Genomic DNA, 12,231 nt, shown 5'->3' with positions numbered 1-12,231 from the left:
GGGGAAATGGTAGTGGTAAATTGAATATAAAATGTATCGTTCAAAAAGTTCCGTATGGTTAACCAATGCGGGTACTGCATGCTCAGTCCATGCTTGATTCAACGCATCAATTTGATAGCTATTTTCTTCATTACACAGTGCGGCAACAGCCTGATTTAACGACGTAAATCTTGCACGTACACCTCTAGAATGAGTTTTACACAACTCATTATGAACAGTAATAAAGGCATGCGTCTGCGGCAGTGGGGAATAAGGTAAGTTCTTATATTGCTCTGCTAATGCACCTGACTGTGCATACAATTTTAGTTGTTGTAAGCGCTTATCTAGTTCTTCTATTGGTAAGGTATTTTGACGGACTTGGTCACTAACCTTGATTAATAGTCCTATTGCTAGCAGTGCTTGTTGCCAACCACCTCCCAAATTCAATAATAGGTCGAGACTGTATTCATGGGTTTTTTCTAGCCACGTAGGACTTGGCGTTGAAGGCTGTTTTATGCCACTTATATTGGAATCAAATTGGAAAGCATTAGAATTAAATAACACTGAGCGAGCGACTTCTGGGCAAGATAGATAGAGGCTTTCGTATTTATTACCGCCAATGACTTTGTGGATCCTTGGATAAGTTTTACATGTATGACTTAAGGCCTGTTCACCCGCTTTTGAATGGATATCACAAAGCTTATGTTCGTTAACAAATGGACATGAACCTTGCGCATCAAGTCTAATGTCGGCCCAGTCGCTTGTACTTTTCTTTGTTTCAATAAATGCAGTCTTTGCCGTTGTAGCGAGCAGTGGGTGTTTAATCGTGTTTTTATAGCTCTTTTTATCAAATGATATTCGCCAATCGTAACAGCAACTGTCTTCACATTCTGGTCCAACACATTGGAATTGAGTGACATAACCGGGTTTTATTATGAGGTTGTCCATCGGTAATTTCGTTAAATTTACAGTAATTTAGGACAAAGGTAACAAATCAAACTCCCTTATTCCAGTTTTGTTAAATGCCGATTAGATCTAAGCCAATTTAGGTACAATTAATATTTACTCTCATCAACTAGTGCGGTAGAAGTTCTTTGATTAAAACTTATACGCTCATTGGAATACCATTTATTTCGCACTGCATATTGGTTCATTATTTATAAAACAGAATTCAGATTGCCTAAGTGCTGCACTAGCTCTGCCATATTGTTTACTTCGAGCTTTTTCATGATTTTTGCGCGGTGTACTTCAATCGTGCGCAGGGATAAAAACATCGCCTCCGATATTTGCTTGTTAGTCATGCCTTGGATCACATGGGCTAACACTTGCTGTTCGCGCTCGGTCAGTTGGTCAAACTTATGCTGCAGACTTTGCTGCTCGAAGGCCGCTTGGCTTTCACGCTGCGCCTTTTCAATCGCTTGTACTAATGCCTTACCCGATACGGGTTTTTGAAAAAAATCGCAGGCCCCCTTTCGAAAGGCGCTTAACGCCATAGGTAAATCGCCGTGGCCAGTGAGAAATATCACGCCTAGCGGGCTGTGGGTTTCCAATAATTTTTGCTGCACTTCTTGGCCGGTGATTTCCGGCATTCGACTATCTAAAATCACGCAGCCCGCCTGTGATAATGCACAGTGCTCAAGGAAGTCGCGGCCGCTGTTGAAGGTTTGCACTTGATAGCCAAATTGTCCGAGCATAAAGCCCAGTGAATCCAGAATCGCTTCATCGTCATCGACTAGATAGAGTGGCAATTTTATCGACATGGTGTTCCTTGTTGGGCGGTAAGCATGCTATCAGCTTAAGCTGGGTGCCGAGTGGGCTCAATTTTAAGCCTAGGTCTTGGGAGATACATCACTAAATTAGCCAATTCCCTCTGGGCATAAATCAGAGTTTGGCGACATTTCACAGCTTGATTTTTATCTGCGAGCTAAAGTCGTTCCATGACAATGGCATATAAGAGTGGGTAATAGAGGCGATGACGATTGACTCTTGGTGTAAAGCGATATTGATGGGATTCTTGCTGAGTATCATTGGGCTTAATCCGTCCTATGCCAACGAAGCGACAGAAGTTAACCATTTTAGAGTCGGAGTGCTGGCAAATCATGGCGTGTTACAGGCCAAGCAGCGTTGGCAACCTATGATGGATTACCTCAGTGAGCAAGTGCCTAATAGTCATTTTGAAGTCGTGCCTGTGGATTTTAATGGCATGCGTAGTCAGTTACTTGAGCATGATTTGCAGTTTATCGTCACTAACCCTGGGCAATATCTGCATCTAAGTAACAATTTCCCGTTGTCTTGGCTTGCGACAATGAAGAGTCGTAAGCATCAAGGCAGTACTTTTACCATAGGTGCGACCATTATTGTCCGCGCCGACAGCCCTATCCGTACCTTGCAGGATTTGCGCGGGCGCAATGTGGTCGCCAGTGATCCGCAGGCCTTGGGGGGGTATCAAGCGGCAATGGGGTTACTGCATAAAATGGGTTTTTTACCCGAACAATTTTTTGGGCAATTGCGCTTCCTCGGGTTCCCGTTAGAACCGCTTATCTATCAAGTCAGAGATGGCAGTGCCGACGCCGCAATAGCGCCTTTTTGTACCTTAGAGGAAATGATCGCAACGGGTCTTGTTAATCAGGGCGATTATCGGGTTATCCATCCTGCTACGCCTGCAGGATATGATTGCGAGGTGAGCACTCAGTTATACCCAAACTGGTCATTCGCTGCGGCGGATACGGTTTCTCCTAAGCTGACGATGGCGATTACCCGCGCCTTATTCGATTTACCCGCCGATCATATTGCAGCAATTACCGCCGATACTTTGGGCTGGACTGCGCCCGTAAGCCAGTTAAAAGTGATTGAGTTATTTAAAGAATTACAACTACAGGGAGCATCACCACCACTTTATCAAACCGTATACAAATGGATGGCAAAAAATAAAGAATGGGGTGGCGCACTGTTGTTAATTTTCATTATTTCCACCATTTATCACCTGTGGCTTGAATATAAGTTTCGCCAGAAAAGTGAGTTTTTAGTTAGCACTGAGCGCCAATTAAAGGACAAGGCACTGCAGCTTGAGCGACTGCAAAGTGCGGCGATTCTTGGGGAAATAGGTGCAGGACTTGCCCATGAACTCAATCAACCCATAGCCGCCATTACCCAATACAGCGAAGGTGCCATGCTGCAACTGGAAAGGCTTGGGCAAGATAATCCGGAACTCTATGATGTACTCGGTAAAATTAATGCGCAGTCGATTCGCGCCGGAGCGGTTGTGCATCGTATTCGCGGTTTACTCAAGCGGCGTCAGGCAAAGACCGAACCTTTAGATATAGTGCCAGTGGTGAAAGAAGCTTTAGCTCTGTTGCGGCGCGAGCTAGACCGAGCGAATATACAAGTGAATGTGCGAGTGCAGGGTGAGCCCTTTGAACTGATGGGTGATAGCGTTGGCTTAAGTCAAATGTGGGTCAATCTTGTGAAAAATAGTTTAGATGCGCTAGAGACCTGCGGCGATAACCGCGTGCGGCAGTTATGGATCGATATCTATTTTCAACCGCATGAAATCAAAGTATTAGTGATTGATAATGGCGAAGGGTTACAAGGGCAGGCGAGTGAGTTAATGGCATCTTTTGCCTCAACCAAAGATGCGGGCTTAGGGCTTGGCTTAGCCATCTGTAAGGATGTGGTTACCCGCCATCACGGCAGCATTCAAATCGAAAACTGTCAGCAATCCACGCAAGCTTTACTGCCTTGGCAACAGGGCTGTGTGGTGACAGTCGTGCTTCCCAAGGAATAGGGTTATACACTTATGAGTAACCCTTAATGTGCGCATTAGCCCGGAGCATCCGACAGCTTTTATTGGTTAGCGGTTAATATTAATAAAAGCATCATTTTCATAATAATATTTTGCTGCACTAATTAATTCATTTAACCCAGTTTCAGAATTTTGTTGCAGCAAATTACTCTTAATACTTTGCAAATCTGACACACTTAAGAAGCTTTTATAACCAATAGATGTTGGGTAAATTGGTTCATCATCACTACCACGATCTTCTTCTGTGTCATCGTCAAGTACAAGACATAATATCGAGTCATTAATTTCTTTATTAGAAGGTATATATACATCCCACTTCCAATCTAAAGATTCAATTTTATCCAACATGTTCTTGAGAGTTAATTCTAAACGCATTACGCACCTTTTGTGATACAGCTAGTCATTCCCGCGCCTTATTTGCGGTTAGTTTTTGGGGGGAAAGCCATCGCTTGATCTCTGATCCACTTCATTCATAACTGTAGATATTTACCAAAATATTCATCGACAGTTTTATGGCAGTATTTATCTTCACCTCGCCAATACTCAGCGAACACCCAGTCATTTTTGCCTTTAGAAGGGCGATTGTAGCTCCTTGGTCGTAACACTCCAATACTGGCTAAAATCTCTATTAATACCTGCCTTTCTGCTTTACTGGACTTTACGACCTTAGCCAATCTTTTTTCAAGGGCACTGGGATAATCAGTAGGTTCCGAACTTTCGATAGTGTTTAATATTTCTTTGAAACAATTTAAGTCTTCATCAGTTGGGTCAGGGATATCCGTATTTATAAATTGGTTTAAGTCAAAATATGTATATAAAATATCGCCATGACGGACATCACCCCATTTGATACGCTCGAAATTCAATACGTTTATATCTGTGTTGTTATAGTTGTGACTACCCCTTATCCCGTATTTGCAGTCTCGGCATACACCGCAGGTGTAGGAGTGTGAAGTTGGTTTTCCGTCGGAATATGAAGTGCCGGATATAACGGGTGTATATTTATGCTCTGGGATATTTTTGGCAATTGAATAGGATGATAAAGAAGATCTTAAGTCTAAGCGGCGAGTTGTCAGGCTACTTAAAAAACCTTTAGCAATTTGTGCTCTGGATATTATTTTTACTACTTTTGCAATGGTATCTATGCAGTCATCGTGAGAAATCGAAATCGGATCAAACATCAATCCTTGTGACTTTGCGTACTCAAAATCTCCATCAGATAAGAGTCTATCTTTTGAGTCTATCCATCCATTCTTCCAGTAGATGGAGAATAATATTTTCTTCGCTTTCTTATCCATATTTGAATTTATGCTTTCACTTAACGTTTGAGTATTAATGTGTAGCGTTGTTTGCGAGACATAAATTACTTGTTCGACTTGGCTACTACGACGATGTTAATTGGTGTGAATGATGCTATAGGAATTTGTTTTGATAGGGTAGTGGTTTTTATACAACTTTGGTGGTAATTGCTTGATATCGTTTTAGCTTTATCATTACGTTTGCATTATTAGTGACGTTGATTTCGAGTATTCTGGCCTTACATTTTGGTTGACACAGGTACTACATCATCTCAACGACATTAAACCTATAAGGCATATTTACTTTTAGTTTTCTATCATCTAGCAACGACTTGATGGTGGTTATTTTCTTCACATGACCACTTGTTTATCGTGGTTTTCTATTAGGATACTTTGGCTGTTTGCAATTTAGGGCTGTGGATAGTTTTGGGAGAACTGGCTGAGCTTTTCTACTAAAAACTCTATGGTGCGACGGATCTTATGGCTGGGATAATCGGTTTGTAGGTATACCAATTGCAGTGGGATCGGCGGGGCTATTTTATCGGCTAGCACTAAGTGGAGTCTGCCTTCGGTCACATCTTGCGCCACATCGAGCCAACTCTTATAGGCAATCCCACGACTTGAGAGTGCCCAGTCGCGGATCACTGCGCCATCGTTACAGAAACGTTTACCCCTGACTTCGATTTCAACTGGCGCGCCGTTATGGCTGAATTTCCATTTCTGCCACGGCTCACCGCCGCGATTTAAAATCAGCACAGCATGTTGGCTGAGTTCATTTAGTGTGCTTGGTGTGCCGTGTTGTGCCAAATAAGCGGGTGAGGCGACCAGTACTCTTGGGGTCATGGCGAGCTGACGCCTTTTCAGATTTGAGTCGTCAAGCTGGCCATAGCGCAAAGCCAAATGGATATTTTGGTCTATTAAGTCTGTCATATGATCGCCAAAATACAGCTGCACTGTCAGTTCTGGGGCGCTGTCCATCAATTCATCGAGCCAAGCACGGATCTGGCTGCGACCAATATCCGAAGGCAAGGCGAGGCGTACTTCGCCCTTAAGCTCACCCCTGTGTTCGGCTAAATTGGCGCTGGCGGTTTCGAGAATCGCCAGTGCGGGTTTCGCAGAATCGAGAAAAATCCGCCCTTCTTCTGTGAGCTGTAAGCGCCGCGTCGAGCGAGCAAATAGCTGACATCCTAGCTTTTTCTCTAATCTTTGCAGCGCGGCACTTGCCGCTGCCGGCGTCATGCCTATTTCTTTACTGGCTGCCGAGAGACTCTCTAAGGCTGCGATACGCAGCGCTAATTGCAGATCGTTTAAATGATACATATCAAATTATTTTTGAAAATGATTTTAATAATAGCCTGATTATCAATATAGATTAACTAATGCACAATTGCACCACTGATGTTTCATCTTAATTTCTGGTTCGGAGTGTGTATGAGTTTATTCATGTCTTACAAATTAGCGTCACTGGCGCTAAACAATCGCATTGTGATGGCCCCTATGACTCGGGCGCGTACCATGCAGCCAGGCAATATTCCTAATGACCTGATGGCGCAATATTATGCCCAGCGTGCCTCGGCGGGGTTAATCATCACAGAAGCGACACAAATCTCCGATGACAGCCAAGGCTATTCATTTACGCCGGGCGTGTATACCGCGGAGCAAATTGAGGGTTGGAAAAAAGTCACAGCGGCAGTGCATCAGGCTGGTGGTAAAATCTTCAATCAAATTTGGCATGTTGGCCGTGTATCGCACCCGATTTTTCAGCAGGGTAATGCCCCGATTGCGCCATCAGCTATTGCGCCCGTTGGCACTAAAGTATGGATTGTGGATGAAGCGCATCCTGAAGGGCAAATGGTGGATTGCTCAGAACCTAGGGCTATGGTGCAAGCGGATATCGACCGTGTGGTGGCCGATTTTGCACAGGCGGGAGTGAATGCGGTTGCGGCGGGTTTTGATGGCATCGAAATTCACGGCGGCAATGGTTATCTGATTGACCAGTTTTTACGCACCAATTCAAACCACAGAACCGATGTCTACGGCGGTTCTCAGGAAAATCGCATTCGTTTTTTACTCGAAATTGTCCAAGCCGTGAGTGCGAAAATTGGTGCCAATAAGGTCGGGGTTCGCCTCGCCCCTTACGTGACGTTTAAAGATATGGCGTGTCCTGAAATTGTAGACACTATTCTGTTAGCGGCTAAGCATTTATCGGCATTGGGCGTGGCCTATTTACATCTTTCAGAGGCGGATTGGGATGATGCGCCCAAGGTGCCAGAGTCCTTTAGAGTCGAGCTGCGTAAAGTCTTTAAGGGCAGCATTATTGTTGCGGGTCGCTATGATGTGGCGCGTGCCAATGAGGTGATTGATAGCGGTTATGCGGACTTAGTCGCCTTCGGTCGTCCTTTTATTGCCAATCCTGATTTGCCTTACCGTTTAATGCATCAATTGCCTTTATCTGCATTCGACAAAGGGCCCTTGTTTGGGGGTAGTGCGGCGGGTTATACCGATTATCCTACATACAACGAAGCATTGAGAGCCGTTATCCGTTCGGATGAGGATGAGGTGGCATAATGGATAGGGTTAACCGTTTATTTGTGCAGCGATATCCTGCATGGCTCAGCTTAAGTCTATGGTTTTCAGGTTTTATAGGTATCGCAATGGTGGGTTTTAGCTTAGCTAGTCTGAGCTTAGATGCGATGGCCGACCAAGTCGGCGCGACCCCTGAAATAACTAAAGTATCAGCGTCGTTAGTGCCAAAAGTGGCGGCAATGGAAACGATTTCTGATGAATCACCGCAGGCACAAACTATCGCCCGCGCCGCCTTGTTGTATGCCAGTTTTTGGCACACGGGGGATGCACGTTTTGCCCACAGTGCATTAGCGACAGGGTTTATCGACCGTACTCTGCCCGCTGGCCGCGCGCAGGGAATCACGGGTTCACTCGAAGCCTCAAAGGCATTTAGGGCAGCGGTCCCTGACCTCTCAGTTTCAGTTGAGCATTTGCTAATCGTTGGCGATCGCGCTGTGGTGCGGCTGCGTTTTAATGGCCGCTTCACTGGTATCTTTGGTGAGCAAAAAGGCCAAGGGCAGAAAATCGATTTTCGTGCTGTTGACATGTATCGAGTACGGGATGGTTTCATCACAGATAACTGGCACCTCGAAGATTATCAAACGCTATTTTCTCAATTAGCCGCAGGGACTCAATCATGAATCAACGTCGACGATTTTTAATGGCTGGTGGCGCCATCGCTGCGGGGTTCGGCCTAAGCCAAACGGCGCTGGCTATTGGTTTACCCTCATTAGATACCTTAGAAAATGACTCCAAAAATTCAGGCGGCAGTGGTATGAACAAAATATTTTGGCCAAGTGGTGAGCAGTTAGTGATTTCAATCTCAATGCAGTTTGAAGCAGGTGCTCAAGATAAAAATGCCGAAGGGCCGTTTCCGCCGATGGAAAAGGGCTATCCAGATACCATCACCCCGACTTGGTACGACTACGGTATGAATGAAGGCATTCCAAGGCTGCTGCGTTTGTGGCGTAAGCACAATATCAAGGTGACTTCTCACATGGTTGGGCGCGCTGCTGAGCTACATCCTCAACTTGCCAAACAAGTTGCAGATGAGGGGCATGAGATTTCGGGCCACGGACAAACGTGGACGCCACAATACAGCATGTCGCCAGCAGAGGAACGCGCCTCCTATGTGGCGAGTATTGAGACGCTGCAAAGGATCACAGGTCAGCGCCCCTTAGGTTTTAATGCCTTTTGGATGCGCCACAGCACTCAAACCCTCAATATTTTGCAGGACTTAGGTTTTATTTATCACATCGATGACCTATCGCGGGACGAACCTTCAATTATCCCAGTAGGAAATAAGCCTTTTGCGGTTGTGCCTTACACTTTACGTAACAATGATATCGGACGTTTTGGTGGCAACACGGCCATGACGGCCGCGGCCTTTTTGCAGGAACTAAAGGATGAGTTCGATATGCTTTATCAAGAAGGTTCGACGCAGCGACGTATGATGTCGATCAGTGTGCACGACCGTATTGGTGGCGCTCCTGGATTGGTGACCGCTTTAGATAAGTTTATTCAGTACGCTAAAGGTCACACTAACGTAGGCTTTATGCGTAAAGATGCCATTGCTAAATGGGCGCTGGCGCAAAAGGACACGCCGACCAATCCTGCAAGAACCTTTTAGCCTGCTATCACTCTCGCTCTCGCTCTCGTTGATGGCAGTTGGAAGAGGTTTGAATGATTAACAAAAAGCGCGTTGTTTAACGCGCTGTTTGATTTTGGGAACCTTATTACTGCGGGTCGGAAGCGATTAACGCGTGGCGAATATGGCCCAAGTGCGGCGACCCTGCTCCAGAATAATCCCTACGGCAAGCCCTGCGGCGGCGTTGATGGCAAGGCAAGTCACTGCTGTTGATAAAATCACAAAGATACAGAAGGGCTTACCATCGATTAAGCGTTTTGACCAGGCGAGTTGCAGCCCCGCTGTGGTCAGTAAACTGCCGAGGATTGCCATAGGAATAAGGCTTAATAGCCAAGCGATATTAGTGCCCCAGCATAGGGCTATCATTAAGCACGTACTGCCAAAAATTAACGGCGCCAGATAAGTGCGAGCACCAAAATGGTATTGCACCGCAAGTCCGCCCGCACCGTGGCACATGGCCGAGGCACCAAAGGGCGCGAGCAATAAGTTGGCAAGACCTGAGCTAATGGCGAAGTTTTTGGGCGTGAGTTTGGCGGCATCTTCAGGGAATTTCTCCTGCGCCATTACAGATGTAGCAATCACTGCATTGGTTAAGGTGAGAGCCAGTTGTGGCAAAACCAACAAAAGGGCGGCAGAGGTCCACTCAATAGATGTCGGCCACGCTAATTGAAATGGCGCTGTCATTGCTTGAATATCAAAGTTAGTGGCTAAACTAGTTTGTGTACTTGCTTGCCAAATCATCCCCGCTGCTATGACTAAGGGCATGGCAAGGTAACGCAGCGGCAAAAATTTACTGATAAATAACAGTACAAATGCCCCCACGCCAACCAGCCAAAATTCACTCATCATCTTAGTGCCCATCCACATCAGTTGCAGACCTATGGCGAGTTGAATGCCAACACTCACAGCTTGTGATAACTGTTTGGCTAACCAAGTGATGGCGCCGCTAAAGGCGAGAATTAACAGGATAATGCCCATCAACATGGCGCTTGCCTGCAACATACCAGGGGTTAAGCCTTGGGCTATGACTAGTGCAGCTATGACCTTCATCGGTTGCACGGGAATCGGGCGACGGTAAAACAGCGCGCTTAAGATGGCGAATAAACCAAAGCCTAGGAAAATTCCTTGGGGTGAAAATTGATTAAGGGCAATCAGCCCCAACACCAAAGGCAAAAAAGTGCCTAAGTCGGCAAAGGCACCACTGGTTTCACCGAGTAAACGGTTGAATGAAAGATGGGATACTGTTTGGGATATTTTGCCCGAGGTCATACTGATTGCCGTAATTGAACACGCTATGACTACGCAAAATAAATGCCATAAAAATCAGATGATTTGGCGGATAGACAGAGTCAAACTACCGTGAAGCGTCACCCGGTGAGACAAACTGGGGCAAGGTAGAAGACTGGCTGAGTCTAAATGTCTGCGTTTGTGCCAGAGTGGCAACATCATAAAAAAGAGATCTTAGTGAAGCACTAAGATCTCAATGGGTATTGCAGGGAATGGATTAATTAAGGCTGTTTATGTTTTGGTCCTTGTTTATTCTTCATTGGGTCACCTTGATAACCTAGGCCTTGCCAATCGAGTCTTGAGCCTTTGTTATGGCAGTCGTTGCAATTTAAGGCCTGTGCTTTAGGTGACACCATATGGTTGATACGCCACCACATTTCTGTTTCAGCAAAGCCATATTCGCCACTGTATTTCAGGCCTTTTTCTACCATAGTCGGGTTGGCCTCCATTCCGAGTTTGGCAGCTAAGCTCCAATCGAAATCGCTCCAGTAACCGCCTTTGCCATAGACTTTAGCGGTCACAAAGATATTGAGTTTTTTGTCGTAAATTTGCTTACCTGTGTGAACTTTAAAGGGATAAATTTTCGCTTTTGCATCATTGATATCGCCTATGGGGTAGGTGAGTTTTGTGATGGCATTCGGGTCCATTTTGTCGCCAGTCATGTACGCATTGGCTGTACCGTTATACCAAGCGTATTGGGGTTTAACCATTTTCTCCCAGACAAAATTGCCTTTTTTCTTCTGGTAGGTGTGTTTGCCGTATTGGTCAACGGCTTCTGGTTTATCCTCGCCTGCGGTTGACCAATCCCAACGCATTTTGGTGGGTTCATTCTTAGCAAAGTAAGGGATATGGCAGGTTTGACAGGCAACCGTTGCCGTATGAGTGTTGAGCTTCTTATTGCTGTGCGGCGCGCTGTCGTGGCAGTTTTCACAACCAATATGGTCTATACCACCGGGAGATACGCCCATCGCATTGCCCGATATCTGATGTTTTTCAGTGGTGTGGCAGTTCTGACATTGAAAGTCATTACCGTCGCTATCCATGTGCACATCGGTCGCTTTGTCTGGGTAAGACATGGAAGAGTCAAGATCGCCATGTTTCACCGCATCGCCACCTCCGCCATAGAAGTGGCAACTGCCGCAGTTGTCGCGAACGGGCTTACCGACATTTTGGGCGATTTTAGCTAAGTCGAGTTTTGCCATTGGCTCGCCCGCGCCTGCAGGATCTTTTACATAAGTTCCAGTCGTATCGTGGCAGACAAGGCAATCGACTTTAGTTTTATCTTTAAAATCAAAATCGTTATCTTTCCAGCCGTAGCCCGCATGGCAGCTGGTACAGCGAGGTTCGTTGCCTGAAATTGAGGTGCAGAAGTTATTGATACTGTTCTTTTTGCCCCTAAGTACGGTTCTGTCGGGCAGCTTTTGTTCTAACTCCCAAGTCCAGTGGGAGGTTTTCATAACGTCTGTGGCTTGGTCTTCATGGCACACTAAACATTGTGCCGTGACTTGCGTACCCGTCGCAAAGGGGCCCTCGAGCACCTCTTTATGGGGATTAGCTGCATAGGTATTTAATGTCATACCCGCCAAGGCAATAAGTAAGAGTCTTCTCATTTTTTACTCCCACCCTCGGCTTGACCGAGGGCTGATAGCTGT

Annotated in this window: 11 protein-coding genes; 4 read left to right on the top strand and 7 right to left on the bottom strand. The window is 45.8% G+C overall.

Features of this window, described 5'->3' with window-relative positions:
* On the bottom strand, positions 1-927 hold a 927-nt coding region (fliB, locus tag Q4Q49_RS08445), incomplete at its 3' end, for a flagellin lysine-N-methylase (protein ID WP_311999120.1).
* Positions 928-1,136: 209 nt separating this feature from the next.
* The gene (locus tag Q4Q49_RS08440) at positions 1,137-1,739 is read right to left on the bottom strand and encodes a response regulator transcription factor (RefSeq protein ID WP_105251242.1); all 603 of its coding nucleotides are present in this window, start codon (positions 1,737-1,739) and stop codon (positions 1,137-1,139) included.
* Between the two features lie 212 nt (positions 1,740-1,951).
* On the opposite strand from Q4Q49_RS08440, the gene Q4Q49_RS08435 reads away from it, so the two are divergent.
* Complete coding sequence (locus Q4Q49_RS08435) at positions 1,952-3,763, top strand: PhnD/SsuA/transferrin family substrate-binding protein (protein WP_311999119.1); 1,812 nt, start codon at positions 1,952-1,954, stop codon at positions 3,761-3,763.
* A gap of 66 nt (positions 3,764-3,829) precedes the next feature.
* Here the strand turns inward: Q4Q49_RS08435 and Q4Q49_RS08430 are convergent, their stop codons facing one another.
* From Q4Q49_RS08430 to Q4Q49_RS08420, 3 genes are all read right to left on the bottom strand, one after another.
* Positions 3,830-4,156: a hypothetical protein gene (locus Q4Q49_RS08430; RefSeq protein WP_311999118.1), complete on the bottom strand. Its 327-nt coding sequence runs from the start codon at positions 4,154-4,156 to the stop codon at positions 3,830-3,832.
* Between the two features lie 95 nt (positions 4,157-4,251).
* Positions 4,252-5,079 carry a hypothetical protein gene (locus Q4Q49_RS08425; protein ID WP_311999117.1) on the bottom strand — a complete coding sequence of 276 codons (828 nt, stop codon included), beginning with the start codon at positions 5,077-5,079 and terminating at the stop codon, positions 4,252-4,254.
* 408 nt (positions 5,080-5,487) lie between these two features.
* Entirely contained in the window at positions 5,488-6,399 is a 912-nt protein-coding gene (locus Q4Q49_RS08420) for a LysR family transcriptional regulator (RefSeq protein ID WP_311999116.1), read from the bottom strand.
* Between the two features lie 111 nt (positions 6,400-6,510).
* Here Q4Q49_RS08420 and Q4Q49_RS08415 point away from each other — a divergent pair, with 111 nt between their 5' ends.
* From Q4Q49_RS08415 to Q4Q49_RS08405, 3 genes are read left to right on the top strand one after another with little or no spacing between them, the layout of a single operon-like run.
* Positions 6,511-7,647, top strand: coding sequence for an alkene reductase (locus Q4Q49_RS08415; protein WP_311991649.1), 1,137 nt, complete (start codon positions 6,511-6,513; stop codon positions 7,645-7,647).
* Positions 7,647-8,285, top strand: a complete 639-nt coding sequence (locus Q4Q49_RS08410; protein WP_311991650.1) for an ester cyclase — start codon at positions 7,647-7,649, stop codon at positions 8,283-8,285. Before Q4Q49_RS08415 ends, Q4Q49_RS08410 begins: the two co-directional genes overlap by 1 nt.
* Positions 8,282-9,274 (top strand): polysaccharide deacetylase family protein, encoded by a 993-nt coding sequence (locus Q4Q49_RS08405; protein ID WP_311991651.1) that lies wholly within the window; start codon positions 8,282-8,284, stop codon positions 9,272-9,274. The genes Q4Q49_RS08410 and Q4Q49_RS08405 overlap by 4 nt, the downstream gene beginning before the upstream one ends.
* A 126-nt stretch (positions 9,275-9,400) precedes the next feature.
* On the opposite strand, the gene Q4Q49_RS08400 is transcribed toward Q4Q49_RS08405, so the two are convergent.
* On the bottom strand, positions 9,401-10,561 hold the full coding sequence (locus tag Q4Q49_RS08400; protein WP_311999115.1) for a putative sulfate/molybdate transporter: 1,161 nt from the start codon (positions 10,559-10,561) through the stop codon (positions 9,401-9,403).
* Positions 10,562-10,800: 239 nt separating this feature from the next.
* The gene (locus Q4Q49_RS08395) at positions 10,801-12,189 is read right to left on the bottom strand and encodes a tetrathionate reductase family octaheme c-type cytochrome (RefSeq protein WP_311999114.1); all 1,389 of its coding nucleotides are present in this window, start codon (positions 12,187-12,189) and stop codon (positions 10,801-10,803) included.
* Positions 12,190-12,231: the final 42 nt, after the last annotated feature.

It is taken from the genome of Shewanella sp. SP1S1-7 (assembly GCF_031932105.1).
Lineage (GTDB): Bacteria > Pseudomonadota > Gammaproteobacteria > Enterobacterales > Shewanellaceae > Shewanella > Shewanella baltica.
This window is presented reverse-complemented; position numbering and strand designations above follow the sequence as displayed.

What these genes read in the sequence shown, in the direction of transcription:
- Q4Q49_RS08440 (WP_105251242.1), bottom strand. Translation starts at nt 1,739, where the DNA reads ATGTCGATAAAATTGCCACTCTATCTAGTCGATGACGATGAAGCGATT.
- Q4Q49_RS08435 (WP_311999119.1), top strand. Translation starts at nt 1,952, where the DNA reads ATGACGATTGACTCTTGGTGTAAAGCGATATTGATGGGATTCTTGCTG.
- Q4Q49_RS08430 (WP_311999118.1), bottom strand. Translation starts at nt 4,156, where the DNA reads ATGCGTTTAGAATTAACTCTCAAGAACATGTTGGATAAAATTGAATCT.
- Q4Q49_RS08425 (WP_311999117.1), bottom strand. Translation starts at nt 5,079, where the DNA reads ATGGATAAGAAAGCGAAGAAAATATTATTCTCCATCTACTGGAAGAAT.
- Q4Q49_RS08420 (WP_311999116.1), bottom strand. Translation starts at nt 6,399, where the DNA reads ATGTATCATTTAAACGATCTGCAATTAGCGCTGCGTATCGCAGCCTTA.
- Q4Q49_RS08415 (WP_311991649.1), top strand. Translation starts at nt 6,511, where the DNA reads ATGAGTTTATTCATGTCTTACAAATTAGCGTCACTGGCGCTAAACAAT.
- Q4Q49_RS08410 (WP_311991650.1), top strand. Translation starts at nt 7,647, where the DNA reads ATGGATAGGGTTAACCGTTTATTTGTGCAGCGATATCCTGCATGGCTC.
- Q4Q49_RS08405 (WP_311991651.1), top strand. Translation starts at nt 8,282, where the DNA reads ATGAATCAACGTCGACGATTTTTAATGGCTGGTGGCGCCATCGCTGCG.
- Q4Q49_RS08400 (WP_311999115.1), bottom strand. Translation starts at nt 10,561, where the DNA reads ATGACCTCGGGCAAAATATCCCAAACAGTATCCCATCTTTCATTCAAC.
- Q4Q49_RS08395 (WP_311999114.1), bottom strand. Translation starts at nt 12,189, where the DNA reads ATGAGAAGACTCTTACTTATTGCCTTGGCGGGTATGACATTAAATACC.